This is a genomic window from Gillisella vitis, from assembly GCF_021559775.1.
Taxonomy (GTDB): domain Bacteria; phylum Pseudomonadota; class Alphaproteobacteria; order Rhizobiales; family Rhizobiaceae; genus Allorhizobium; species Allorhizobium ampelinum.
Window position 1 is genome coordinate 1 of sequence record NZ_CP056047.1, and the last position, 24,781, is coordinate 24,781.

The following is a 24,781-nucleotide window of genomic DNA, read 5'->3' on the forward strand; positions in this document are numbered from 1 at the left end:
ATGCAGATGAAGATGGTAACGGCAAGTGCGGCAGCCAGTGGGGACGAGGCGCGCACGATCGATCAGGCCGTTAGCCCTGACGCGACAGGCGGCCCAAATGCGGTGGTAGACGATACGGTGGCAGGCGATGAAGTTCGATACGATGCGCTATTCGAGCGGTTCAGTGCCCGGCTGAGGGCTCAGGTCGGCCCGGATGTGTTTGCCAGCTGGTTTGGTCGGTTGAAACTGCATTCCTCTTCGAAGAGCGTTATCCGGCTCAGCGTACCGACGACCTTCCTGAAGTCCTGGATCAACAATCGTTATCTCGACCTGATTACCTCGATTTTCCAGGCGGAAGACGCCAGCATCCTGAAGATCGAAATCCTGGTGCGCAGCGCCAGCCGCAATAGCCGGGCGCCGGTTGTCGAAGACCGGGCCGTTGAACCTTCCCTGTCGTCTTCCCAGAAGCGTCACGCGCCGCAAAGCATTGGCCAGATGGCACCTGCCATCGCCAATGCCGCAGCACCGCAGCGCGCTCCCGTACAGGGACCGTTGTTCGGTTCGCCGCTCGACAGCCGCTATACGTTCGACGGTTTCGTCGAAGGCGCGTCCAACCGGGTTGCCGTTGCTGCCGCCAAGACGATTGCGGAAGCTGGTGCAGGCGCGGTGCGCTTCAATCCGCTGTTCATTCATTCGTCGGTCGGTCTGGGCAAGACGCATTTGCTCCAGGCGATCGCCAATGCCGCCATCCATAGCCCTCGGGCGCCGCGCGTCGTCTATCTGACGGCGGAATATTTCATGTGGCGTTTTGCGACCGCCATCCGCGACAACGATGCCCTGACCTTGAAGGACTCGCTGCGCAACATTGATCTGCTGATCATCGACGACATGCAGTTCCTGCAGGGCAAGACCATCCAGCATGAATTCTGCCATTTGCTGAACATGCTGCTCGACAGCGCCAAGCAGGTGGTCGTGGCCGCCGACCGCGCGCCCTGGGAGCTGGAATCGCTTGATCAGCGCGTTCGCTCGCGCCTGCAAGGCGGCGTTGCCATCGAGATGGAGGCGCCTGATTACGACATGCGCCTCGACATGCTGAAGACAAGGCTGTCGCTCGCTAAGAAAGAAGATCCGAGCCTGGAAATTCCAGCCGAGATCATCGCCCATGTCGCCCGCAATGTTGCCAGTTCAGGCCGTGATCTGGAAGGTGCGTTCAACCAGCTGCTGTTCCGCCGCTCGTTCGAAGCCAATATGACCATTGAGCGCGTCGATGAGCTGCTGGCCCATCTGGTCGGTGCTGCCGAGCAGAAGCGGGTTCGCATCGAAGACATTCAGCGTGTTGTTGCACGCCATTACAATGTCTCGCGTCAGGAATTGGTGTCCAACCGCCGTACCCGGGTCATCGTCAAGCCGCGCCAGATCGCCATGTATCTGTCCAAGACGCTGACGCCGCGGTCCTTCCCGGAAATCGGCCGTCGTTTCGGTGGCCGCGATCACACCACAGTGCTGCATGCCGTGCGCAAAATCGAGGAACTGATTTCCGGCGACCAGAAATTGTCGCAGGAAATCGAGCTGCTGCGTCGCTTGATCAACGAGTAATCAGATACTCGCCTCGCTTGGCCTCCTCCATGCTTTCTTGTAGATCGCAGCGCCGTTCGTCATCACTGACGAATGGCGCTGTTTTCTTGTGATTTACAGAGGAGACGGGGTGGTCAATCTGCAAGAAACGGGTGGCGGGCCCGCTCCAAACGAGCAATAACCATCTTCGATAAACAGACATGGTGAGAGGCTGGTTATGCAAAAACAGATGGGTGCCCAGGAATGGGCGATGCTGCTGGTGCTTTCGGTGCTATGGGGTGGCTCCTTTCTGTTCATAGGCATTCTGGTGAAGGTCTGGCCGCCGCTGACCATCGTCACCGCCCGTGTGGCGCTTGCCGCTGTGGCGCTGTGGATCATCGTCCGTCTGTCGGGCCAGCCGGTTCCGCGCAGGGCCGAGGTCTGGCTTGCCTTCCTCGGCATGGGCCTTCTCAACAATGTTATCCCCTTCACTCTGATCGTCTGGGGCCAGACCCATATTCCGGTCGGGCTGGCAGCGATTTTCAACGCGACGACGCCACTGTTCGGCGTGATCATAGCGCATTTTCTGACCGTCGATGAGAAGCTGACTGCCAACCGGCTGGCCGGTGTGCTGATCGGCGTTGCCGGTGTGGCCGTTATGATCGGTCCCGCCGTGCTCGGGCATCTCGGTGCGGATCTCTGGGGCGAGTTGGCCGTGATGCTGGCGGCAGTTTCCTATGCCTTTGCCGGCCTGTTCGGGCGGCGCTTCAAGGCAATGGGCTTGGCCCCTCTTTTGCCCGCTGCGGGCCAGGTGACGGCGGCTACGGTGGTGCTCCTGCCGATCATGTTGATGGTTGACGCGCCTTGGACCTTGCCCGTTCCCGGTCTCGACAGCATTGCGGCTCTGCTGGGACTGGCATTGCTGTCCACCGCTGTCGGCTATGTGCTGTTTTTCCGGATATTGTCGACGGCTGGCGCCACCAACCTGATGCTGGTTACCATCCTTATTCCGCCCAGTGCCATCCTGCTTGGCGCCTTGGTGCTGGGAGATCAGGTCGCCCCACGCCATCTGGTCGGCATGGTCTTGATTGCGCTCGGACTTGCCGCCATTGATGGCAGGCTATGGCGTCGGCTGCGGCGGCGGGCAGTTGCCTGACCATTTGGCCCGTCTCGCCTCAGGCGCTGGCGATGGCAATGATTTCCGGGCTGATCGGGTCAAAGCTGCGGCCATCCCACCAGCCAAGCGTCTCGATGCTCTTGAACCCGGCTGCCTTGAACAGCTGTTCGACCTTGCCGCGACCGGGGAAACGCAGGCAACTGCGACTGATCCGCTGTTCACCTGTCTCCAGCAGCGTGAAGGTCGCGTCAAAGATGACATGCTCCCCTTCAATCCTGTCGACCTGATAGAAAACCTCGACCGGACCGATACCAGGCACCTGGGCCACATTCCGGGTTTTGGCTTCGGTCCATCCTTCCCAGGCGCGCAACAATGGATTGCGGCTCTCGATGATCATCCGTCCACCCGGCGCGAGATGGCGGCAGGCATTGGTGAGCGCCAGGAGGGTTTCTTCATCATCGAGAAAGACCTGAAAGACATGACCGGTCATGATGATCAGGTCGAATTGCTCTCGATCGAGATTGAGATCGAAGGCATTAGTGGCAATCCAGCGCACCAACCCCTCTTGGTCTTTGGCTTTTGCTAGAGCCAACATGCCTGGTGCGGGATCGATCCCTGTCACCTGATGGCCGCGTTTTGCCAGCCGGAGCGTCACCGAGCCTGTGCCGCAGCCGATATCGAGAATTCGGCAGGGCGTTTTTGGATACGTCTCGTAAAAATCCCCGTCTTCTCCATGAATGTTGAAGCTGTCATAGAAAATGGCCATGTCATGCAGTGCAAAGGCATCATCTACGGGCATTGACGCTTCTCCCTCTATCCTTGCGTCTGTTTATGGTTCCTCAGCAGGCGAGATCCGCAACGACAGCATCCAGAACCAGCATGCCTTTGGGGGTGCAGCGCAGCCGGGAATTGCCGAGACGTTCGATAAATCCGTGTTCCAGTAAAAACTGTTCGCGGACCGGGTCCGGATCGCGGCCGGACAATTGCTGCCAGCGAGCGAGATCGACGCCTTCGCGTAGCCTGAGACCCATCAGCAGCAATTCGTCGGCCTGCTCTTCGGAACCCAGTGCGTCCTGGATGACCATGCCGTGGCCGTTCTGTTCGACCGCCGAAAGCCAGGTTTCCGGGTGTTTTTCCGTGGCTGTGGCCAGTTTATCATGGCCCCGGGTCAGCCGTCCGTGGGCGCCAGGGCCAATGCCAGCATAATCGCCATAGCGCCAATAGGTCAGGTTGTGACGGCTCTCGGCACCGGGCCGCGCATGATTGGAGACCTCATAGGCGGGCAGGCCTTCGCGCTCGGTAATCTCTTGCGTTGCCTCGTAGAGTTGGGCCGCATGTTCCTCATCCGGGGTAATGATCTTGCCCGCCTTGTGCAGGCCGAAGAATGGCGTGCCTTCCTCAATGGTCAGCTGATAGAGCGACAGATGGTCAACCGCATAGGAGATTGCCAGCTTCAGCTCGGCATCCCAATCAGCAATCGTCTGATTGGGACGGGCATAGATCAGGTCGAAGGACATGCGCGGAAAAATCTCGCGTGCCAGCCGGACGGCTTTCAGCGCATCCTCGACCGAATGCATCCGGCCGAGAAATTTCAGATCGGCATCATTGAGTGCTTGCACGCCAAGCGACACACGGTTGACGCCCGCCGACCGATAGCCGCGAAACCGTTCCGCTTCCACACTGGTCGGATTGGCTTCCATGGTGATCTCGATGCCGCGTGGCATGGTCCAGTAACGGGCTACTCCATCCAGGATGGCGCCAACCGTGGCCGGGTCCATCAGCGAAGGCGTACCGCCGCCAAGGAAAATGCTGGTGACGGTTTTGGGGCCGCTCATGGCCCGCATCGTCTCCATTTCCTTCAGGAAGGCTTGCGTGAAGCGCGGCTGGTCGATCTTCTGGTGACGAACATGGCTGTTGAAGTCACAATAGGGGCATTTGGCCGCGCAGAACGGCCAGTGAATATAGATGCCAAAGCCCGGTTCGCCGGTGTCTGGAAGGAGAAGCGACGTTGGCTCGGCCATAAATCCTCAGGCGTTCAGGCAGGTTTCGACGAAAAGCTTGAAAGCGCGTGCCCGGTGCGACAGCGCTTGCGCGTCGCCCGGCTTCCATCCGTGTTTTTCTTCCGAGGTCATTTCGCCGAACGTGGTCGAAAACCCCTCTGGCTGGAAGATCGGATCGTATCCGAAGCCGGAGGTGCCGCGGGGCGGCCAGGCGACCACGCCTTCAACTTCACCCCGGAAAAACTCGGTATGGCCATCGGGCCAGCCCAGACACAGCACGCTGACAAAACGCGCCGTCCGGCTCTCCTGCGTCACCGCGCCTTTTTCCTGCAAGGCATGCTCGACCTTTTCCATCGCCATGGCAAAATCGCGGCTGCCATCCTCGCGCTCGGCCCAATTGGCGGTATAGACGCCCGGCGCACCATCCAGCGCATCGACAACCAGGCCGGAATCGTCCGACAGCGCTGGCAGGCCAGAGGCTTTCGCCGAAGCCAGCGCCTTGATGGCGGCGTTTTCCTCGAATGTCGTGCCGGTTTCGTCCGGCTCGATGAAGCCAAGCTCCTTGGCCGATTTGGCCGTAAAACCAAACGGGCCGATCAGGTCGGCAATTTCAGCGATCTTGCCGGCATTGTGGCTGGCGACGACAATGGTTCTGGTTTCGAGTTTGCGCATCATCCGATCCTATTCAATCTGCCAAAGCCTGGCTTCGGCGCATTCCAGACTATTGCCCGCTGGATCGCGGAAATAAATCGAACGCGCACCATTCGGCCAGAGAAAATCCGCCTCAATGGCGACGCCATGGCTCAACAGCCGTGACGCCATGCCATCCATTGCCGCACCGTCCATCCGAAAGCAGGCATGACCTGGCCCGACGGCACCATGGGCTGGTACCGGCAGGGCGTCGGGCTCTGCGGGCTTGACGGTTTCGGCTGCATTAAACAGCAGCAGAACGCCCGGTCCGCAGCGCAGGAATACATGACGCCCCGGCTGGCTGATGATCACCTCAAGGCCGAGCAGCCCGGCATAGAAACGCTCTGCCGCGTCGAGATCATCGACATACAGTGAGGTTTCCAGAATGCCTTCAATGCTTGTGGCCATGATGATGCTCTCTTTATCCGGCAATCGCCTGTTTTTGCAGGTCCACCAATTCGGCAATGCCTGTCTGGGCAAGGCCGAGAAGGGTCAGGAATTCTTCCTGGCTGAAAGGCTTGCCTTCGGCGGTGCCCTGGATTTCGACAATACCGCCGGTGCCGGTCATGACGAAATTGGCATCGGTTTCGGCGGCAGAGTCCTCCAGATAGTCCAGGTCGATCACTGGCTGGGCGGCGAAAATACCGCAGGAAATCGCCGCGACATGATCCTTCAGCACCCGGTCCACCTTGATGATGTTGCGCGATTCCATCCATTTCAGGCAATCGTGCAAGGCAATCCATGCGCCGGTAATCGAGGCTGTGCGGGTGCCGCCATCGGCCTGGATCACGTCGCAATCAAGCGAGATCTGCCGTTCGCCCAGGGCTTCCAGATCGACCACGGCGCGCAGTGAACGACCAATCAGGCGCTGGATTTCCTGGGTGCGGCCGCTCTGCTTGCCGGAGGACGCTTCACGTTTCATCCGCTCGCCGGTGGCGCGCGGCAACATGCCGTATTCCGCCGTCACCCAGCCCTTGCCTGTGTTGCGCAGCCAGGGCGGGGTGCGGTCTTCAAGGCTTGCCGTGCACAGGACATGGGTATCGCCAAACTTGACGAGACAAGAGCCTTCGGCGTGTTTGGAAAAATTGCGCTCGAACGATATCTTGCGCATCTGGTCGGTTTTTCTGCCTGAAGGTCGCATTTCCGTCTCCTCGGTCGAGCAGTCACTGGCTGGCACACCAACCTCTGTCCGCTTATTTTCGTTTCAATGCCCGTCTGGGCCGTTCTGGGCAGATCTGGCCCGGAAATCTGTCCGGGGCATTTCCAGTCCTGCTTGGCGTACTGGCTGCCTTCTACGAGTGGTTTGACGGTTTTGCAAAGGAAAAGCCGGTATGGTCCGCTCAAACCGGCGCTTCCTCACCAAAAGCCGTTGTGATTGGTCAATCAGCAGCTATATTAAGGATAGGTGCAGCAGCAAACATGAGCGAAATGGGGAAAAACCCAATTACCGCAGGCGATGTGTCAATGGCACTGGATGAGCGATCCAGGGAGATCTTTCGTCGAATCGTCGAGACCTATCTGGAATCCGGTGAACCGCTTGGATCGCGCAATCTGTCGCGTATTCTGCCGATGTCGCTGTCGCCCGCCTCAGTGCGCAATGTGATGAGCGACCTGGAAGAGCTGGGCCTGATCTATTCCCCCCATATCAGTGCTGGGCGTTTGCCAACCCAGACGGGATTGCGTTTTTTTGTCGATGCTTTCATGCAGGTCGGTCGCTTGTCGGAGCAAGATCGCGGCTCGATCGAGCGCCAGATGCGATCCTCGGAAGACCAGCCGATGGAAACGCTCTATAACGAGGCCAGCCGTATGCTGTCTGGCCTGTCGCGTGGTGCGGGCCTGGTGGTGGCGGCGAAATCCGATCCGGTGCTGAAACACGTCGAATTCATCCGACTGGAGCCGACCAAGGCGCTGGCAGTGCTGGTCGGTGAGTTTAACCAGGTCGAAAACCGGATCATCGAACTCCCGGCGGGCATCACAGCCTCGCAATTGACCGAGGCGGCCAATTTCCTCAATGCGCATCTGTCCGGCCAGACGCTGCATGAAGTGCGCGGCCAGCTGGTCCAGTTGAAGGATCAGGTGGCCAGCGAGCTGGATGTTCTCTCCCAGGATCTCGTGCAGCGTGGGCTGGCGGTCTGGTCCGGCGGCGAGGGCGACAAGCCGACCCGGCTGATCGTGCGTGGTCGCGCCAATCTGCTGGAAGGTCTGGCCGGCGTCGAGGATGTGGACCGGCTGCGGCTGCTGTTTGATGATCTGGAGCGTAAGGAAAGTCTGATCGAGATCCTCAATCTGGCCGAAAGCGGGCCGGGTGTCAGAATTTTCATCGGTTCGGAGAACAAGCTGTTCTCGCTGTCAGGGTCGTCGCTGATCGTTGCGCCCTACCGCGACGGCGACGATCGGATTGTCGGGGCCGTCGGCGTGATCGGTCCGACCCGGCTCAACTATTCCCGTATCGTGCCGATGGTGGATTATACCGCCCAGGTGATGGCCAAGATGACCCGCAACGGCCACTGACCTTTACAACACCACATGAGATCATCACTCGACCCTTGATTTTTTGCCGCCGAACCCTGATATCGGGGCCGGACGAGAAACAGTATTTCGGAGAACGTCATGACCGACGAAACAGCTAAAAACGGACCTGACGCTGCCGCAGACGCGCAGATTGAACCCCAGGTACAGGAAGAGACCAATTCGACCGGTGAGGATGCCGGGCAGGATAATGACCCGACAGCAGCCCTGCAGGCTGAAAATGCGGAGTTGCGTGATCGCTTCCTGCGTCTGGCGGCTGAAATGGACAATCTGCGCCGCCGCACCGAGCGCGATGTCAAGGATGCCAAGTCCTATGCGGTAACCGCTTTTGCCCGTGACATGCTGGCCGTGTCCGACAATCTGCGCCGCGCCATCGACGCTGTCCCTGATGAAGCCAAGGAGGAGGCGCAAGCCGGCCTGACGGCGTTGATCGAAGGCGTCGAGATGACCGAACGGGCGATGCTGTCAACGCTCGAGCGCCATGGTGTCCGCAAGATCGAGCCGGAAGGCCAGAAATTCGATCCGAACTTCCATCAGGCGATGTTCGAAATTCCCAATCCGCAAGTTCCCAACAATACGGTCGTGCAGGTCGTGCAGCCCGGCTATACCATTGGCGATCGGGTGCTGCGTCCGGCTATGGTTGGCGTTGCCAAGGGTGGCCCGAAGGCAGAGGCCGCTCAGTCTGCCGATGCCTAGAGTTTTTCAGGGAAAACTGGTGGCCGGTTTTCCTGAAAAGACAAACGAAAACAAAAGAATAGATAGCCTGTCTGGTTCAAATTGAACTACTGCATAATTCTTTAAACCGGGATCGGTTTAAAGAGAAAATTATGCAGCAGATATAAAGCGCTACAGCGAACCTTTGTGCGCCATATATGGTGAGAAGCGCTGTAGGCAGGTTTTCGAGCAAAGCCTGACCTTTTTTACTGGAAAAAGAAAAAGCGCTGCGCAGTGATGCGCGGCGCTTTTTGCGTAATACCATACGTTAAATGGAAAGCGGTCAGGCGGCGTTCGAGGCCTGGTCCTGGTTCAGGAAGGTATAGATGGCAGTGGCGCTGTCGCTGGCGCGCAGCTTGGCAACCAGGTCCTGATCGCGAAGCACGCGGGCGATGCGCGATAAGGCTTTCAAATGATCGGCACCGGCCCCTTCGGGTGCCAGAAGCAGGAAGACCAGATCCACGGGCTGTTCGTCCAGCGCTTCAAAATCGATTGGCGTTTCCAGGCGGGCGAAAACGCCTTGAATGGTGGAAATGCTCGTCAGCTTGCCATGGGGAATGGCAATGCCATTGCCGACGCCGGTGGAGCCGAGCTTTTCCCGTTGCAGGATGACGTCGAAGATTTCCCGTTCGGGAATACCGATCAGTTTCGAGGCTTTGGCAGCCAGTTCCTGGAGAAGTTGTTTTTTGGAATTGACCCTGAGGACGGGCAATATCGCATCTTGCTGTAGCAAATCTGCCAAGGCCATTTCGAAAAATCCTTATACCCGCCGACACATGAAGGGGAAAGCGGTGGTCGGCCACCGCTTTCCGAGGGCGTGTCAGCCCTTGATTGCGGCGGAATCGATCCAGCCAATATTACCGTCATTGCGGCGATAGACAATGTTCAGCTCGTCCTTGCCAGGGCTACGGAACAGTACAATGGGCTCATCCGTCATATCCAGCGCCATGACGGCGGTGGCGACAGACATGGTTTTGACCTTCTTGGTGCTTTCGGCCACGATGGTCGGGGCAAAATCCTCCGGCACATCCTCGTCTTCTTCTGAAACCGGGTCCATGACCGTGTAGTTGATTTCGAAGTTGTTGGTTGGGATATGGTGATCCTTCAGCTTGCGCTTGTAGCGCCGCAGGCGCTTTTCGATCCGCTCTGCGGCGGTGTCGAAGGCGACTTGCGGATCGACGGCAGTGCCGGTTGCATGCAGGTTTATACCGGTATCGAGGTGCAGGGCGCAGTCTGCGGAAAACCGCGAGGCTGATTTTGTCACCGTGACCTGACTGGAATACCCTCCGTCAAAGTATTTGCTTACGGCGTCAGTGATCTGGACTTCTATCCGTTGCCGGAAAGATTCGCCGATTTCCATATGTTTGCCGGTTACGCGTACACTCATGGAGTTTCCCTTCTTATCGTGATTTGCAGGGGGAGTTTACGCCAAGCGCGGGGCGCATCCAAGCGTTTCCATAGTCCAAGATAAAAGCTCGGCCATATGCCGGGGCAATTTATCCTATCGGGCCGGGCCAAATCGGAGCGTCTGTCCGTTCAGGCCTGGAACAACCCGCATGTCAAGGGCGGACTGGGGTGAAAAAAATGCGCAGGATAAGACTAAGTCTCTGATTTTGTACATGTCACTATCCCAAAATCGTTCCCGTGTTTTGGCGGTATCCTCTAATTGGCGCGGGCGCCAATGTCAATGTTTTGTTAAGGATTATTGCAAAGAGCTGATCTCAGCCCGGGTTCCGCGCCAGGGCGCGCTTTTCCCGACGCCTTTGGACGGAGGAGGCGATGTTCATTGCTTCGCGATATTTGGCAACCGTGCGGCGGGCAAGCTCGACGCCGCCGTTTTTCAGGCTTTCGACAATATCGTCGTCTGAGAGGATATTCTCAGGGCTTTCTTGAGCAATCAACATGCGGATACGATGACGAACCGCCTCAGCTGAATGGCTGTCACCGCCTTCTGCCGAGCCGATGGAGACGCTGAAGAAATATTTCAGCTCGAACAGCCCACGTGGTGTCAGCATATATTTGTTGGATGTGACGCGGCTGACGGTGGACTCGTGCATTTTGATGGCGTCGGCCACCGTCTTCAGGTTCAGCGGACGCAGATGATCGACCCCATGGCGCAGGAAGGCGTCCTGCTGGCGAATGATTTCGGTTGCCACCTTCATGATGGTTTTGGCGCGCTGATCGAGGCTGCGGGTCAGCCAATTGGCGGTTTGCAGGCAATCCGTCAAAAAGGCCTGCTCACCCTCGGCCTTGCTCTGCCCGGTCTTGCCATTGCCGTTTTGGCCATTGGCAGTCTTCATGGCGCCTTCTCGCAAGCTGCTGCGGCGGATCTCGGTGAAATAGGCATTGTTGACCAGCACACGCGGCAGGGTTTCCGCATTCAATTCCACCAGCCAGCCACCTTCGAGCGAGGGCGCCACCAGAATATCGGGCACAACTGTTTCCAGTGCATCGGTTTCGAAACCGGCGCCGGGCTTGGGATTAAGCTTGCGGATTTCGGCCAGCATGTCGAGCAGGTCTTCCTCATCCACGCCGCATAACCGCTTCAGGCTCGCAAAGTCACGCTTTGCCAGATAATCCAGATTGCCGATCAGGGCTGCCATGGCCGGGTCCAGCCGGTCGCGCTGGCGCAGTTGAATGGCCAGGCATTCGCCAAGATTGCGCGCAAACAGGCCGGCGGGCTCCATGGTCTGAAGAGCTGCCAGAATCCGTTCCATATCGTCTCGTGAAGCCCCCATCTGGATGGCGACCTCATCCAGGTCGGCACGCAGATATCCGGCCTCGTCCAGCTGGTCGATCAGGGCCAGCGCAATCATCCGATCCGATGCGGACGAGAGTACGAAAGGCAATTGCTGGCCGAGATGGTCGCGCAACGAAACCTTGCCAGCCACGAAATCATCCAGGTCATAGCCCTCGCCATCTCCCTGGGCGCCGGGCATCGATTTCCACTGGCCAAGCATTTCGGGTGCATCGGTCTTCGGGTTGGCGCCATCATCGGAAAAGGCCGTGCCGAAATTGGCGTCCAGCCGCTCGTTCAGATCGCCATCGCCACCATGTTCATACCAGTCACTCTGCAATGTATCGGAGGGGGCTGGTGCTGGTGGGGCTTCGCTATCCGTGCCTGGGTCGCTGCTGCCTGTTCCTTCGTCATTTGGCGCAAATTCAAGCAGTGGATTCTTCTCGACCTCTTGCGCAATGAATTGCACAAGCTCGAAATGGGTCATTTGGAGCAGCTGAATCGATTGCATCAGCTGCGGCGTCATCACCAGAGACTGGTTTTGGCGAAGGAAAAGATTGGCTGATAGGGCCATGGCGGACGAAAAACTCCCCTACTATTCCCTCTCGGACCCCTTTTGTTCCTGTTTTGGATTTTCCGAAGTTCCAAGTGGCCCAAAAATTGCTTTTTTATAAGGTTTGGTCAAGCCGCAGAGGGGCTTCCGACGCAAATAACCTGAAAACGCGAGGCTCTTTGCGGCACAGATGCCGTTTTCAATACGGCATCCCATCGAATTGCGCGTATTAGAGGCTGAATTTCTCGCCAAGATAGAGGCGTCGTACATCGGGATTGTTGACGATGTCGTCGGCCCGCCCGTGCGTCAGCACTTCACCGGCGTGGATGATATAGGCACGGTCGATCAGTCCGAGCGTTTCTCGAACGTTATGATCGGTGATCAGCACACCGATCCCGCGTGCCGTCAGATGCCGCACGAGGTTCTGGATATCAGACACGGAAATCGGGTCGACACCGGCGAAAGGCTCATCCAGAAGCATGAAGGTCGGATCGGTTGCCAGCGCCCGGGCGATTTCCAGGCGCCGCCGTTCGCCGCCCGACAAGGAGACGGCTGCCGCCTTGCGCAGTTTCTCGATGTTGAATTCGGCAAGCAGTTCGTTCAGCTTCTGCTCGCGCTTGGTCTTGTCGCTCTCGTGCAGTTCCAGAACGGCGCGGATATTGTCCTCGACCGACAGGCCCCGGAAAATCGAGGCTTCCTGCGGTAGATAGCCGACGCCCAGCCTGGAGCGGCGGTACATCGGCATCGAGGTCACGTCATTGCCGTTAATGGCGATCGTGCCCATATCCACCGGCACGAGGCCGGTGATCATGTAGAAACAGGTGGTCTTGCCTGCGCCATTTGGCCCGAGAAGGCCGACAGCCTCACCCCTGCGCACGACGAGCGAAGCCCCATTGACCACGCGGCGGGTATTATAGGTTTTCGTCAGCCCATGGGCGATCAGCGTACCTTCGTACCTGTTCTTCTCGCGTGCTGCGTCTGATGGCGCGGCGGCATTCGCGTCCTGTTGCTTGGATGTCAAACCGGGAACTTTCACGTCTGCGTTCGCAATCAGGGTTTCTGCTTGGACTTGGGATCCAGCTGGATTTGCACGCGCTTACCACAACTGTCGAGCTTGGCTTCGCCCGTCGTCATATGGACGGTGAGCTTGCAGCCGACGAACACATTGCCGCCTTCCGACAGCACGACCTTGTCGCCATCCAGCGTAAAGATCTGGGTGTTCATGTCGAAATGGCCCTTGTCGGCCGTGGCCTGCTGGGTTTCGGTATTGAGAACGACGTTATCGGCCACATCGATCGTGTCGATCTTGGCGTCGCCGCTGGTCACAGCCGCGCCCTGGCCCTTGTATTTCACCACCATCGTGCCGGAACGCATCGTGGTGGTGCCCTGAACCACCTTCACATTGCCGTTGAAGTTGGCTTTGTTCTCTTGCTGATGCACTTCCAATGCATCGCTTTCGATCTGGATCGGCTTGTCGCCGGACAGTTTCAGACTGTTCATGTTGCTGGTAGCGGACTGGGCAAACGCGCCGGTTGCGGCTGCGGTCGCGACAAGGCCTGCGGTCAGCGTGGCGCAAGCAACGCGGAAGGAAAGGCGACGGTGGCTGTGCGTCATGATCTGTTCTCAGTTGCCCGGTTTCTGAAGGGCGGTCGGTGCGATATTCAATCGGACCGCGCCCGTCAGCGTGATTGTCTGTCCCTTATCGGTCATATCCATCGACTGTGCAACGATTGATGACTCTTTCGTCTTGATGGAGACCGGTTGATTTGTCTTAAGCTTTCCCGCTTTCACGTCAAGATCGGCGGATTGAAACTCTGCGTCCACACCGCTGGAGAGATGGATCGTGAAGGGTCTGTCCAGCACCATCTTGTCGGAAGAGCGGTCATAGGTGCCCCTTTGTGCCTTGATATCGGCGGAGGTGTCATCATTGACCGGCATGGTCGCTGTAATCGTTTCCAGCGTGATGAGGTTGGGGTTCTTGATATCTTGCAGCGCCCGCACGGCATTCATCGAATAGGGCGCACCATTGGAATTGCGTCCGGAGATGGCCGGCTTGGCCATGACCACCTTGCCATCCTCGATCTTGGCGCCCTCGATCTTGATATTGTCAGGCAGATAGGCCCTGACGACGGAGACGGCAATAAAGCCGAGCGAGAGCACGACGGCCAAAGCCGGCAAGGCGATGCGCAGCCGCCTGACGCGATGCGAGTGGCCGACCGCCTTGCGATAGGAGGTATCGGGGGAAGGGGGGCGCGGCTCTAGGGCACCTTTATCTAAACGCTTGAGCATGCTCGATAATCCGTAGAGCCGATCGGTTATTTTGTTACCCGTTTGCCGGGTGAACCGCTTCCAGCTACCATTCAAGACAGTTACTGGCTGGAAATATGGATTTTTTCAAGTCTGTTACAAGCTTTCTGCTGGCGGCTTTTGTTGGAGAGTGGCGCTATCCATCGTCTTTGCCAACGCTGCGACCCGCAGCAGTCTGTTTGCGAAGATCTGTATCGTGCATGCCGGATGATAGGAGGGTCGTCATTTTTCGGTTGTGTTTGCCGATTTTGCAGTCCGAATTGGCCCCCATTGAGCCGGGGATATGAAATCGTCAGCGACATGTGGGCTTAAGCGATTGATTAATCCAATTTTTTATGGTGTTTTACACCCCGAACAAGCTGGCGGTCATTGCTCTGCCGCTTTTACGGCGGGCTGGGGCCCGCGAACTGATTTTCAGTGAACTGTCTAGACCGAACAGGGGGTTAACGTGATCAAATCCGAGCTGGTGCAAATCGTTGCGGCCCGCAATCCGCATCTTTATCACCGCGACGTGGAAAACATCGTCAACGCCGTTCTGGATGAAATCACCGATGCGCTCGCGTCCGGCAATCGTGTCGAATTGCGTGGTTTCGGCGCTTTTTCGGTGAAAAACCGCCCGTCGCGGACCGGACGCAATCCCCGCACGGGGGATACGGTTTTCGTCGAGGAAAAATGGGTGCCGTTTTTCAAGACCGGCAAAGAGTTGCGCGAGCGCCTCAATCCCGGCATGGATGACGAGGATGACGGCGACGCCGACTGATCGGATCTTCAGCCGTTCGGTGTTGCATTCCGGCGTGTCGTGACCCTGCAAATGATATCGGGTGAATTATCCGGGTCGGCCTTGCATGAGTCCGGCCCCTTTCCATATGATGACGCAATTCGTGGTGAAGAGGCCGTTGGACTGTGAGTTGCAGGATTGTCGGTTTTTTGTCGTGATGACAGTAATCGGCAACGTTTAAAACCCGGCTGCGGCAAGATCCGGCAGGAGATGCGTGATGGTGGTCAAAAAGATTTTCAATATCGTCATTCTGGTGCCGCTGGCAGTGGTGCTGATCGTGCTGTGTGTCGCCAATCGGCAATGGGTAACGCTGGCGCTCAATCCATTCCGCCCTGATGATCAGATGCTGTCGGCAGGCGCGCCCTTCTTCGTCTTCCTGCTGATCACTTTTTTGCTTGGCGCCTTGGCAGGCAGTTTTGCCACTTGGCTGACCCAGGGCAAGCACCGCAAGCGCGCCCGGCATGAGGCGCGTGCTGCGGTAAAATGGCGTGGCGAGGCCGATCAACAGAAGAAGCGAGCCGAGCAGATCGCGGCATCCGGTCACGTGAGCCAGTTGCCATCGCCTTGACCGTTGCCGGAACTTAAGCTGCTCGCTACCCTTTTCTCCGCGGCTTTTGAATGATAAAGGCCCGCTGCCTTGGCCACGCAGGATTTATGTTTTCGATTTCGAGCATAATTTGCGCGGGCAACCTACCGCATAATTCCTTAGATCGGACCCGATGTGAGGAATTATGACTATAGCCAATACCACGCCTGAACCGGAGACGGCCAGGAGACCATGCCGTCGTTATGAAGCGTTACCATAGAACCGGGCGTGCAATTGTAAGCTCGTCGTGGGTTCAGGGCGCTGTCATCGGAAAGCCGAGCCGATTGTGAAAGACAAATCTCGCCGACCACCCAGCAAGAGCGCTCCCGGCACGGCGTCCGCCGGCAAGGGGCGTTCCTCCTCTCGCCCCGCCGCATCTCTCCCAGCCAAGTCTCAGCCCGATCGCAATGGGGGAAGCCCTTATCGTGGTACCGGGCAAAAGCCGGTGCGCAGCCAGACAGGCGCAGATGCTAGGGAAACGGCAAGGGTTTCCGCACCATCGCCCCGCATGGAAAAAGATCCTGTGCAGGATTCGGCAACACCCGCCAATGCGCCATTGGCGCTTCGCCCAGGCCCGATGCCCCGCGAGAACCTGCCGCTCATTCTGGAATCGATGGGGGCTGGCGATTTTCACCTGATCGACAGTGGTCATGGTCTGAAACTCGAACAATACGGCCCCTATCGGATCGTGCGTCCCGAAGCACAGGCTCTCTGGCCGCCGGGCCTTGCTCCGCATGTCTGGGAAAAAGCCGATGCGGTGTTTTCCGGTGATACCGACGAGGATGGCATGGGCCGCTGGCGCTTTCCCCGCGAGGCGCTGGGCGAAACCTGGCCATTATCGCTGCTGGGCGTCGATTTTCTCGGGCGCTTCACGTCCTTTCGCCATGTCGGCGTCTTTCCCGAGCAGATCGCCCATTGGACCTGGATGAAAGACCGGGTTGAGAAAGCAAAGATCGCGAACGCAGAGCGGCCATTGAGAGTGCTCAATCTTTTCGGCTATACCGGCGTGGCTTCACTGGTTGCGGCGGCGGCGGGTGCCGAAGTCACCCATGTGGATGCATCGAAGAAGGCAATCGGTTGGGCGCGGGAAAACCAGACGCTCAGCCGCCTCGACCGCGCTCCGATCCGCTGGATCTGCGATGACGCAATGAAGTTTATCCAGCGGGAAGAGCGGCGCGGCAGCCAGTATGACATTATTCTCACCGACCCGCCAAAATTTGGCCGAGGTCCGAATGGCGAGGTCTGGCATCTGTTCGAGCATTTGCCGCTGATGCTGTCGCTGTGCCGGGAAATCCTGTCGCCCAAGGCCGAAGGCCTGGTGCTGACGGCCTATTCGATCCGCGCCAGTTTCTACGCTATCCATGAATTGATGCGCGAGACCATGCGCGGCAAGGGCGGTCTGGTCGAGTCCGGCGAACTGGTCCTGCGCGAGGCAGGTCTGGATGGCAAGACACCTGGTCGGGCCTTGTCCACATCGCTGTTCAGCAGATGGGTTCCAAAATGAGTAATGGTTTCAAGGGCGGCGCCTCCAGCTTCGCCGATAAGGGGGCAGGGGGCAAGGTCGGGCAGGTGAAGGAAGTCACCAGCCTCGCCAACCCGATCGTCAAGGATATCAAGGCGCTTTCCCAGAAAAAGACCCGTGACGAGACGCGAACGTTTCTGGCCGAAGGCCTGAAGCTGGTGATCGATGCGGTGGAACTCGGCTGGAGCCTGCGCTACCTGATCTATTCCAAGGCTGCCAAGGGCAAGCCGCAGGTGGAACGGATCGCGGCGCGCACCGTTGCCCATGGCGGCATGGTGCTGGAGGTCAGCGAAAAGGTCATGGCCTCCATTACCCGCAAGGACAATCCGCAAATGGTGGCGGGCGTGTTCGACCAGCGCTGGAAGGCGCTGAAGGATGTCAGCCTGACGGAGGGGGAAACCTGGGTGGCGCTCGACCGGGTGCGCGATCCCGGCAATCTCGGCACGATTATCCGCACCGCCGATGCGGCGGGCGCCTCTGGCGTCATACTGATTGGTGACAGCACCGATCCCTTCGCCATGGAGACGGTGCGTGCCACGATGGGGTCGATTTTCGCGCTGCCGCTGGTCAAGACCACTGTTGCCGATTTTCTCGGCTGGAAGAGCAAGGCGGGCGTCAGCGTCGTCGCCACCCATCTGGCTGGCGCGGTGGATTACCGTACCGTGGATTACAAGCGCCGCCCGGTGGTGGTGCTGATGGGCAATGAGCAATCCGGCCTGCCGGAGGAATTGGCCAGCCGGGCTGACATGCTGGCGCGCATCCCCCAGGCCGGATTGGCCGACTCCCTTAATCTGGCTGTGGCAACCGGCGTCATGCTGTTTGAAGCCCGGCGCCATCTTCTCACCCTCGACGAGGCCAAATGACCCGTTCCGCTGCCTTGTTTTGTCGCCCGGTTCCGGCCATCCTGTTCATCCTTTCGCTGCTGATTTTGGACCAGGCGATCAAATATGCGGTCGAGGTCAGCTTGCCCATGCATGAACTCGTGCCTGTTGTGCCGATGCTTGGCCTGTTTCGCACCCACAATCTCGGCGTGGCCTTTTCCATGCTTTCGCATCTCGATGCCTGGGTCATCGTCGTCATGCGGCTTGCCATCGTCGCTTTTGTCGCCTGGCTCTGGCGCCAGACCAGCCGCGATCACCAGTTTGCACATCTGGGCTATTGCCTGATCATTGCCGGCGCTTTCGGTAATATCATCGACCGATTCACCTATGGCTATGTGGTGGACTATATCTTGTTTCATACCGAGACATGGTCGTTTGCGGTCTTCAACCTGGCCGATAGCCTGATTACAATAGGGGCGGGCTTCATCCTGCTGGAAGAACTGCTGGTTCTGCGCCGCTCGAAAGGGTAGAGGCGAAATTTCCCGCTCGACCACGTCGAACTAGTGATGGAAATTTTCCCCAAAAGGTGTAGCATGGCATGGAACAGAATTGCTTCATGCCGTGAGCCGCTCGCCCCAAGCGGTTTTTTCACGCAGCATTGAGGGTCGGTTTACCGAGATTGAACGTGGTGTGCCGGTCGTAACAAAACGTTGACGGGGCTTTGCTACTGCATAATTCATCAAATCGGCCTTGGTTTAATGAGAGAGTTATGCAGCGGATTTGAAGCACCATAGCGTACCTGACGTTTCTTGCAGGGACCTGGTGGTGTGGCCAGATAAATGTCGTGATCTTGGTGGGCGCGCCGGATACCGGACGATGGAAAAAAACACCGAACTAAGGTGGGTTTCATCCTCCTCTTCCGAAAGGCTTTGCCGGACAGTTGCCGGAGTAGGCGCAGATGCTATCGAAGACGCAGAGCCCTGTCCTCCCATCCATCGCGAGTGCGGAACTGGTTCGCACCCGTCTGCTTGCCACTGTCAGTCATGAAATGCGCACGCCGCTGAACGGCATTCTCGGCATGAGTCATTTGCTGGGCCGGACCGATCTGTCGCCAGAGCAGCGCAATTATCTGTCCGGCATCGTGCAAGCGGGCGAATCCCTGCAACAATTGATTGCCGACCTTCTTGATTATACGACCCTTGAAACTGGCCATTTCGAACTTCATAATCAACGTGTTTCCCCCAGACGTCTGATCGAAGGCGTGGTCGAAATGTTGTCGCCACGCGCTCATGCCAAGGGTATCGAGATCGCCGCGACGACACAGTCCGGGGTTCCCGAGGAAGTCGATATCGATGTCGCTCGGCTGCGGCAGGTGTTGTTCAATGTCATCGGCAATGCGGTGAAATTCACCGTTGAAGGTGGTGTGCTGGTGTCGGCTAGCTGCATTGGCGACGAATTGGTGGTGCGGGTCCGCGACACTGGTCCTGGCATGACAGAAGAGGAACGCACCCGGCTGTTCGTCGAATTTTCGCAAGGCGGAGATCCGGTGCAGCGCAGTGGCGGCACGGGCCTTGGCCTGTTCATCTCCCAGCGGTTGATGATGGCGCTCGGTGGTTCTCTGTCGATTATTGAAACCGTGCGCGGACGGGGAACGTCCTTCGAGATCCGCTTGCCAACCAAGGCGATTGCGCAGGATCGAACCGTTGCCCAGCGGCAGTCGCTGCTGTCAGGGTCCAGCGTTCTGCTGTTGGCGCCCGACGGTCCGGCGGCTGAAGGCGCGTCCATGACCATTCGTACGCTTGGCGGGTTTTGCCATTGGGCAAAGAAAACCGAAGAGGCGCTTGACCTTTTGGATCAGGTCGAGAGGCAGGATGCGACGCTGACGGATCTGATCGTCGATCATCGCTGCATTTCCGATTACGATGCCAATCTCGCTAGACGGCTGTCCTGTCTGGGAAAAATTCGGCGCATCTATCTGGTCAATCCGGAAGAACGCCCGGTACGGCCGCTGACCGGTTTCGATGCCTGGCTGATCCGTCCGCTGCGTGAGCAAACCTTGAGCGATGTGCTGCGGGGGCTGATGAGTGGCGTGGATGCGGCTCATGTCGATACACGGGATGCCGATGTGTCCCATGGAGATGTCCTGCTGCCGGGTGAAGGCATGGAGCCGGGCAAACAGGTCCCGGATGTGCTGAATGTTCTGGTCGGAGAGGATGATTTCGTCAATGCAACCCTGTTGCGGGCCGTCTTGCAGAAAGCCGGTCATATGGTCGGCGTGGTCAATGATTTCGATGCTCTACGCCGTGAAGTGGCTTTGGAAGAGGCGGTAAAACTGGACCTGATCATTACCGATCTCGGCATGCCCGGCGGCGATGGCAGCTCTGTGTTGCGGTATGTGCGGATGATCGAGCAATTGAAACGTCGCCCGCGCTGCCCCATCCTGGTCTTAACCGGCGATCTCAGGGATGCCGCCCGGGCGGAGGCGCTGACCAGCGGCGCGGATCTGGTCTTGCAAAAGCCTGTCAATCCCGAGCGCCTGCTGAATGAAATTGCCTCGCTGATGAAAACACATCGTACAAGACTGTACGGCTAGATTCCGAGAAAATTTCCTATTATTATCTTGGAGTATCCATTGATTTTACGGGAAAAACCGCCGTAAAAATCGCAATCAGCGTATCCTGTGTCAACATCTTGTCGCATATCCGTGTTTAACAGGTCTTGTTTGAACAGAGCCGGATGAACCGCCATGACAGTCGAACTCCTTGATCGTGCAGTCACACCTGAAACGGAGCGTTCCTCCGGTGCAGTGTCCGGCCCTGCTGGCGATGTCCTGGGCCGGATCGGTACGCTGGAAACCAGGCTCGCCCGCAATGCACGTGAGATCGATGCGGCCCAGGCGGTGCGCTACCGGGTGTTCGTCGAAGAGATGAATGCCATGCTGCCGCCCGATGCCATGCGGCAGAAGCGCGATATCGATGCGTTCGATGAGATCTGCGATCATCTTCTGGTGCTGGACCACGCTATCGAGGGTGATCCGGAAGATCAGATCGTCGGCACCTATCGGCTGCTGCGTCATGAAGTGGCGCTGGCCAATTTTGGCTTCTATTCCGCCTCGGAATTTGCGCTGGACGATCTCATCGCCCGACATCCCGACAAGCGCTTCATGGAGCTTGGCCGCTCCTGTGTCCTGCCGAATTATCGCACCAAGCGGACGGTAGAATTGCTCTGGCAAGGAAACTGGGCCTACGCGCTGCGCCACAATATGAGCGCCATGATCGGCTGCGCCTCTTTTCCAGGCGTGCAGCCGGAACAGCATGCGCTGGCTCTGTCCTTTCTGGCGCAGAATGCCGAAGCCCGCGGCGAATGGGCGGTTCGCGCCCGCCCGGAACTGTTCTGCCCCATGGACCTGATGCCATCTGAAATCGTCAATGCCCGCAAGGCGCTGTCCGCCATGCCGCCTTTGGTCAAAGGTTATCTGCGTCTCGGCGCGATGATCGGTACCGGTGCCGTGGTCGACCATGCCTTCAACACCACCGATGTGCTGATCGTCCTGCCGATCACCAGCATTTCCGATCGCTACGTGAATTATTACGGTGCCGATGCCGGGCGGTTTGCGAGCTAGATTATAGCGGGAAAAGTGGACGCTGGATTTCCAAAAAAACGATGACAGCAAGGCAATCGGTAGCGCTCTTCTGAGCGAACGGTTGCGGCAGGGCTTGCCGAATTTCGTCGTTGTCGAAAGCGCACACGCAATGACAAGGTCGATGCCTTCAAGCGGTGGCTGCGCGGTGAGCTTCACGAGGATATGACCCGCCTTGCCAAGGCAATTCCTTTTCTAGGCGAACCTTTTTTGGAAGGCCCATTTCTGAAAGGCCCATTTCTGAAAGGCGAGTGCGGTTGATCTTTGTGCGACCGCAGCTTTTTGTGGGCAGGCGGGTGGCTTGCCGCTGCATCGGTTGTCATTGTGGCTTGAACATCGTTAGATGTTGTCTGGACGACCCCCGTGTCCCGATACCCTCAATTTTGCAAAGCGTGAACCTGTGATCATCGACAAAGCTGCCGAACCGGATGTGCTGAACACCGCCGCCCTGACGTCGCAAGAAAGCCGCGCAACGGCAACCCCGATGATGGAACAGTATATTGAAATCAAGGCGAACAATCCCGGTTCGCTGCTGTTTTACCGGATGGGGGATTTCTATGAGCTGTTTTTCGAGGATGCCGTCGAGGCGTCGCGAGCGCTCGGCATCACGCTGACCAAGCGCGGTCAGCATCTGGGCCAAGACATTCCGATGTGCGGCGTTCCCGTGCATGCCTCTGACGATTATCTGCAAAAGCTGATCACGCTCGGGTTCCGTGTCGCCGTTTGCGAACAGGTGGAAGACCCGGCTGAGGCAAAGAAGCGCGGCTCCAAATCCGTGGTCAAGCGTGACGTGGTGCGTCTGGTCACGCCCGGCACGTTGACGGAGGAAAAGCTGCTGTCGCCGTCGGAGACCAATTATCTGATGGCGCTGGCACGGGTGCGCGGCAGCGGCGATGAACTGGCGCTGGCCTGGATCGATATTTCCACTGGCGTTTTCCGTCTGGCCGAAACCAATCCTACCCGGTTGCTGGCGGATATTTTCCGCATCGATCCGCGTGAAGTGATCGTCGCAGAAACCCTGATGCAGGACCCGGATCTCAAGCCGGCCTTTGATGTGCTTGGCCGCGTGGTCGTGCCGCAGCCATCGGTGCTGTTCGATAGCGCTTCGGCGGAAGGGCGCATCACGCGCTATTTCAACGTCAAGACGCTCGATGGTTTCGGTGGGTTTTCGCGACCGGAAATGGCTGCGGCTTCGGCGGCGATTGCCTATGTGGAAAAAACCCAGATATCCGAGCGTCCGCCGCTGGGCTTGCCTGAACGGCAATCCTCGTCCTCGACCCTGTTTATTGATGCGGCCACCCGCGCCAACCTGGAGTTGGTGAAGACCCTCTCCGGCCAGAAACAGGGCTCCCTGCTCAATACCATCGACCGAACCGTAACCGGCGGCGGTGCGCGGCTGATGGCCGAACGGCTGATGTCGCCCTTGACGGAGGTGGTGGCGATTGCGCAGCGGCAGGATGCGGTCGCCTATCTGTTGACGGACGGTTTTCTGTGTGAGCGGTTGCGCGACCTTTTGAAGCGCGCCTCTGATATGCCACGTGCCCTGTCGCGGCTGGCGCTGGACCGGGGCGGGCCAAGAGATCTGGCGGCGATCCGGCATGGGTTGTCCACATCAGGCGATGTGGCCGGGTTGTTGCGGGGGGCGGTCCTGCCGGATGAGCTTGCCTCGGCGCTCACTGATCTCGAAATGCTGTCGCCGTCGCTCGAAAATCTGCTGGCCTCGCAACTGGCGGAAGATCTGCCATTGTTGAAGCGCGATGGCGGGTTTTTGAGAGAGGGCGCCGATGAGGGGCTGGACGAGGTGCGGGCGCTGCGTGACCAGTCGCGCCGGGTGATCGCCGGGCTGCAATTGCAATATGCCGAGGAAACCGGCGTCAAGTCGCTGAAGATCAAGCATAACAATGTGTTGGGCTATTTCATCGAAGTCACCGCCGGCAATGCCGGGCCGCTGATCGAGGGTGAGGCCAAGGCCCGCTTTATCCATCGTCAGTCGATGGCCAATGCCATGCGCTTTACCACGACCGAACTGGCTGATCTCGAAAGCCGCATTGCCAATGCGGCGGGACAGGCGCTGGACATCGAGCTTGCGGCGTTTGAGCGAATGCGTCAGGCCGTGGTGACCGAGGCCGAGGCCATCAAGAAGGCGGCGCGGGCGCTAGCAGTGATCGATGTGGCCGCCGGTCTTGCCGTCCTAGCCGAGGAGCAGGGCTATTGCAGACCCCTGGTTGATGACAGCAGGATGTTTTCCATTGTCGCCGGGCGTCATCCGGTGGTCGAGCAGGCCTTGCGCAAACAGGCGGCCAGCCCTTTCATTGCCAATAATTGCGATCTTTCACCGGTAGGAGACCAGAAGCACGGCGCGATCTGGATGCTGACCGGTCCGAACATGGGCGGTAAATCCACCTTTCTGCGCCAGAATGCGCTGATCGCCATTCTCGCCCAGATGGGGTCTTTCGTACCCGCCGGATCGGCGCATATCGGTATTGTTGATCGGCTGTTTTCCCGCGTCGGCGCCTCCGACGATCTGGCGCGGGGCCGATCGACATTCATGGTCGAGATGGTGGAAACGGCGGCCATTCTTAATCAGGCGGGCGAGCGGTCTCTGGTCATTCTCGATGAGATCGGCCGTGGTACGGCGACATTCGACGGCCTGTCGATTGCCTGGGCGACTGTCGAGCATCTGCATGAGGTCAATCGCTGCCGGTCGTTGTTTGCCACGCATTTTCACGAGCTGACGGCGCTGTCTGAAAAGCTTGTCCGGCTGTCGAACGTCACTATGAAAGTCAAGGAATGGCATGGCGAGGTGATTTTCCTGCATGAGGTTGGGGCCGGTGCCGCTGACCGTTCCTACGGCATCCAGGTGGCGCGACTGGCCGGGCTGCCGGGCATGGTGGTGGAGCGCGCCCGCGCCGTGCTGTCGCAGCTCGAAGATGCCGATCGCAAAAATCCGGCCAGCCAGTTGATTGACGACCTGCCGCTGTTCCAGGTCAGTCAGAGGCGTGAGAGCCGGACGGGGACAGGGACGCAGGTGTCGGCGGTGGAAGAGGCATTGCGCAGCCTTAATCTGGATGATTTGACGCCAAGGCAAGCGATGGATGCGCTCTACGATCTGAAAACCACTCTGGCGAAATCCTGATCGGCCAAATCGTGATCCAGGATCGCATTGCTTTTTGGTTCTGGGCTTTCTGGTTTTGGCTCAGTCAACGGATTTTAGGAATTGTTGGCTATCCTGTTGCCCGCAGCGCCTTAAAAAC

General features: G+C 58.4%; 23 protein-coding genes. 12 read left to right on the plus strand and 11 right to left on the minus strand.

Annotated features, from left to right (window positions below; translation table 11 throughout):
* Together dnaA and AVCG78_RS00010 are read left to right on the plus strand one after the other, a co-directional pair.
* Positions 1-1,575, plus strand: coding sequence for a chromosomal replication initiator protein DnaA (dnaA, locus tag AVCG78_RS00005; protein WP_071202534.1), 1,575 nt, complete (start codon positions 1-3; stop codon positions 1,573-1,575).
* A 196-nt stretch (positions 1,576-1,771) separates the two neighbouring features.
* On the plus strand, positions 1,772-2,689 hold the full coding sequence (locus AVCG78_RS00010) for a DMT family transporter (RefSeq protein ID WP_234665125.1): 918 nt from the start codon (positions 1,772-1,774) through the stop codon (positions 2,687-2,689).
* 19 nt (positions 2,690-2,708) lie between these two features.
* Here AVCG78_RS00010 and AVCG78_RS00015 read toward each other — a convergent pair whose 3' ends face one another.
* Genes AVCG78_RS00015 through rph form a run of 5 tightly spaced genes read right to left on the minus strand, consistent with a single transcriptional unit; the run spans position 2,709 to position 6,481 of the window.
* Positions 2,709-3,449, minus strand: a complete 741-nt coding sequence (locus AVCG78_RS00015; RefSeq protein WP_071202536.1) for a class I SAM-dependent methyltransferase — start codon at positions 3,447-3,449, stop codon at positions 2,709-2,711.
* Positions 3,450-3,489: 40 nt separating this feature from the next.
* Positions 3,490-4,671, minus strand: coding sequence for a radical SAM family heme chaperone HemW (gene hemW, locus AVCG78_RS00020; protein ID WP_071202538.1), 1,182 nt, complete (start codon positions 4,669-4,671; stop codon positions 3,490-3,492).
* A 6-nt stretch (positions 4,672-4,677) separates the two neighbouring features.
* Positions 4,678-5,322, minus strand: a complete 645-nt coding sequence (rdgB, locus tag AVCG78_RS00025; protein WP_071202806.1) for an RdgB/HAM1 family non-canonical purine NTP pyrophosphatase — start codon at positions 5,320-5,322, stop codon at positions 4,678-4,680.
* Positions 5,323-5,331: 9 nt separating this feature from the next.
* Complete coding sequence (locus AVCG78_RS00030; protein ID WP_012654804.1) at positions 5,332-5,748, minus strand: VOC family protein; 417 nt, start codon at positions 5,746-5,748, stop codon at positions 5,332-5,334.
* Positions 5,749-5,761: 13 nt separating this feature from the next.
* Positions 5,762-6,481: a ribonuclease PH gene (gene rph / locus AVCG78_RS00035; protein WP_060719646.1), complete on the minus strand. Its 720-nt coding sequence runs from the start codon at positions 6,479-6,481 to the stop codon at positions 5,762-5,764.
* A 287-nt stretch (positions 6,482-6,768) separates the two neighbouring features.
* On the opposite strand from rph, the gene hrcA reads away from it, so the two are divergent.
* Together hrcA and grpE are read left to right on the plus strand one after the other, a co-directional pair.
* Positions 6,769-7,851 carry a heat-inducible transcriptional repressor HrcA gene (gene hrcA / locus AVCG78_RS00040; RefSeq protein WP_071202808.1) on the plus strand — a complete coding sequence of 361 codons (1,083 nt, stop codon included), beginning with the start codon at positions 6,769-6,771 and terminating at the stop codon, positions 7,849-7,851.
* Positions 7,852-7,950: 99 nt separating this feature from the next.
* Positions 7,951-8,565, plus strand: a complete 615-nt coding sequence (grpE, locus tag AVCG78_RS00045) for a nucleotide exchange factor GrpE (protein ID WP_071202540.1) — start codon at positions 7,951-7,953, stop codon at positions 8,563-8,565.
* A 301-nt stretch (positions 8,566-8,866) separates the two neighbouring features.
* Here grpE and ptsN read toward each other — a convergent pair whose 3' ends face one another.
* The 6 genes from ptsN to lptC form a co-directional block, all read right to left on the minus strand.
* A complete protein-coding gene (gene ptsN, locus AVCG78_RS00050) occupies positions 8,867-9,331 on the minus strand; it encodes a PTS IIA-like nitrogen regulatory protein PtsN (RefSeq protein ID WP_012654808.1) in 465 nt (154 codons plus the stop codon).
* Positions 9,332-9,403: 72 nt separating this feature from the next.
* Positions 9,404-9,970 (minus strand): ribosome hibernation-promoting factor, HPF/YfiA family, encoded by a 567-nt coding sequence (gene hpf / locus AVCG78_RS00055; RefSeq protein ID WP_071202542.1) that lies wholly within the window; start codon positions 9,968-9,970, stop codon positions 9,404-9,406.
* A 334-nt stretch (positions 9,971-10,304) separates the two neighbouring features.
* On the minus strand, positions 10,305-11,894 hold the full coding sequence (gene rpoN, locus AVCG78_RS00060) for an RNA polymerase factor sigma-54 (protein ID WP_071202544.1): 1,590 nt from the start codon (positions 11,892-11,894) through the stop codon (positions 10,305-10,307).
* 208 nt (positions 11,895-12,102) lie between these two features.
* On the minus strand, positions 12,103-12,894 hold the full coding sequence (gene lptB, locus AVCG78_RS00065; protein ID WP_087727208.1) for an LPS export ABC transporter ATP-binding protein: 792 nt from the start codon (positions 12,892-12,894) through the stop codon (positions 12,103-12,105).
* A gap of 29 nt (positions 12,895-12,923) precedes the next feature.
* Complete coding sequence (locus tag AVCG78_RS00070) at positions 12,924-13,487, minus strand: LptA/OstA family protein (RefSeq protein ID WP_071202548.1); 564 nt, start codon at positions 13,485-13,487, stop codon at positions 12,924-12,926.
* 9 nt (positions 13,488-13,496) lie between these two features.
* Complete coding sequence (lptC, locus tag AVCG78_RS00075; RefSeq protein WP_071202550.1) at positions 13,497-14,162, minus strand: LPS export ABC transporter periplasmic protein LptC; 666 nt, start codon at positions 14,160-14,162, stop codon at positions 13,497-13,499.
* A gap of 466 nt (positions 14,163-14,628) precedes the next feature.
* On the opposite strand from lptC, the gene AVCG78_RS00080 reads away from it, so the two are divergent.
* The 8 genes from AVCG78_RS00080 to mutS all read left to right on the plus strand — a co-directional run bounded on the left by AVCG78_RS00080 (position 14,629) and on the right by mutS (position 24,663).
* Entirely contained in the window at positions 14,629-14,940 is a 312-nt protein-coding gene (locus AVCG78_RS00080; RefSeq protein WP_012654814.1) for an integration host factor subunit beta, read from the plus strand.
* A gap of 238 nt (positions 14,941-15,178) precedes the next feature.
* Positions 15,179-15,526, plus strand: a complete 348-nt coding sequence (locus AVCG78_RS00085; protein WP_041697404.1) for a LapA family protein — start codon at positions 15,179-15,181, stop codon at positions 15,524-15,526.
* A gap of 463 nt (positions 15,527-15,989) precedes the next feature.
* A complete protein-coding gene (locus AVCG78_RS00090) occupies positions 15,990-17,048 on the plus strand; it encodes a class I SAM-dependent methyltransferase (protein ID WP_081355222.1) in 1,059 nt (352 codons plus the stop codon).
* Positions 17,045-17,929, plus strand: coding sequence for a TrmH family RNA methyltransferase (locus AVCG78_RS00095; RefSeq protein ID WP_071203075.1), 885 nt, complete (start codon positions 17,045-17,047; stop codon positions 17,927-17,929). The genes AVCG78_RS00090 and AVCG78_RS00095 overlap by 4 nt, the downstream gene beginning before the upstream one ends.
* Complete coding sequence (gene lspA / locus AVCG78_RS00100; RefSeq protein ID WP_012654818.1) at positions 17,926-18,417, plus strand: signal peptidase II; 492 nt, start codon at positions 17,926-17,928, stop codon at positions 18,415-18,417. The genes AVCG78_RS00095 and lspA overlap by 4 nt, the downstream gene beginning before the upstream one ends.
* A gap of 428 nt (positions 18,418-18,845) precedes the next feature.
* Positions 18,846-20,480: a hybrid sensor histidine kinase/response regulator gene (locus AVCG78_RS00105; protein ID WP_071202556.1), complete on the plus strand. Its 1,635-nt coding sequence runs from the start codon at positions 18,846-18,848 to the stop codon at positions 20,478-20,480.
* Between the two features lie 153 nt (positions 20,481-20,633).
* Positions 20,634-21,509, plus strand: coding sequence for a l-ornithine N(alpha)-acyltransferase (gene olsB, locus AVCG78_RS00110; protein ID WP_012654820.1), 876 nt, complete (start codon positions 20,634-20,636; stop codon positions 21,507-21,509).
* 502 nt (positions 21,510-22,011) lie between these two features.
* Complete coding sequence (mutS, locus tag AVCG78_RS00115) at positions 22,012-24,663, plus strand: DNA mismatch repair protein MutS (RefSeq protein ID WP_234665135.1); 2,652 nt, start codon at positions 22,012-22,014, stop codon at positions 24,661-24,663.
* Positions 24,664-24,781: the final 118 nt, after the last annotated feature.

Excerpts from the sequence above, each read along its gene's own strand:
- dnaA (WP_071202534.1), top strand. The coding sequence starts at position 1 with ATGCAGATGAAGATGGTAACGGCAAGTGCGGCAGCCAGTGGGGACGAG.
- AVCG78_RS00010 (WP_234665125.1), top strand. The coding sequence starts at position 1,772 with ATGCAAAAACAGATGGGTGCCCAGGAATGGGCGATGCTGCTGGTGCTT.
- AVCG78_RS00015 (WP_071202536.1), bottom strand. The coding sequence starts at position 3,449 with ATGCCCGTAGATGATGCCTTTGCACTGCATGACATGGCCATTTTCTAT.
- hemW (WP_071202538.1), bottom strand. The coding sequence starts at position 4,671 with ATGGCCGAGCCAACGTCGCTTCTCCTTCCAGACACCGGCGAACCGGGC.
- rdgB (WP_071202806.1), bottom strand. The coding sequence starts at position 5,322 with ATGCGCAAACTCGAAACCAGAACCATTGTCGTCGCCAGCCACAATGCC.
- AVCG78_RS00030 (WP_012654804.1), bottom strand. The coding sequence starts at position 5,748 with ATGGCCACAAGCATTGAAGGCATTCTGGAAACCTCACTGTATGTCGAT.
- rph (WP_060719646.1), bottom strand. The coding sequence starts at position 6,481 with ATGCGACCTTCAGGCAGAAAAACCGACCAGATGCGCAAGATATCGTTC.
- hrcA (WP_071202808.1), top strand. The coding sequence starts at position 6,769 with ATGGGGAAAAACCCAATTACCGCAGGCGATGTGTCAATGGCACTGGAT.
- grpE (WP_071202540.1), top strand. The coding sequence starts at position 7,951 with ATGACCGACGAAACAGCTAAAAACGGACCTGACGCTGCCGCAGACGCG.
- ptsN (WP_012654808.1), bottom strand. The coding sequence starts at position 9,331 with ATGGCCTTGGCAGATTTGCTACAGCAAGATGCGATATTGCCCGTCCTC.
- hpf (WP_071202542.1), bottom strand. The coding sequence starts at position 9,970 with ATGAGTGTACGCGTAACCGGCAAACATATGGAAATCGGCGAATCTTTC.
- rpoN (WP_071202544.1), bottom strand. The coding sequence starts at position 11,894 with ATGGCCCTATCAGCCAATCTTTTCCTTCGCCAAAACCAGTCTCTGGTG.
- AVCG78_RS00070 (WP_071202548.1), bottom strand. The coding sequence starts at position 13,487 with ATGACGCACAGCCACCGTCGCCTTTCCTTCCGCGTTGCTTGCGCCACG.
- lptC (WP_071202550.1), bottom strand. The coding sequence starts at position 14,162 with ATGCTCAAGCGTTTAGATAAAGGTGCCCTAGAGCCGCGCCCCCCTTCC.
- AVCG78_RS00095 (WP_071203075.1), top strand. The coding sequence starts at position 17,045 with ATGAGTAATGGTTTCAAGGGCGGCGCCTCCAGCTTCGCCGATAAGGGG.
- lspA (WP_012654818.1), top strand. The coding sequence starts at position 17,926 with ATGACCCGTTCCGCTGCCTTGTTTTGTCGCCCGGTTCCGGCCATCCTG.
- AVCG78_RS00105 (WP_071202556.1), top strand. The coding sequence starts at position 18,846 with ATGCTATCGAAGACGCAGAGCCCTGTCCTCCCATCCATCGCGAGTGCG.
- olsB (WP_012654820.1), top strand. The coding sequence starts at position 20,634 with ATGACAGTCGAACTCCTTGATCGTGCAGTCACACCTGAAACGGAGCGT.
- mutS (WP_234665135.1), top strand. The coding sequence starts at position 22,012 with ATGATGGAACAGTATATTGAAATCAAGGCGAACAATCCCGGTTCGCTG.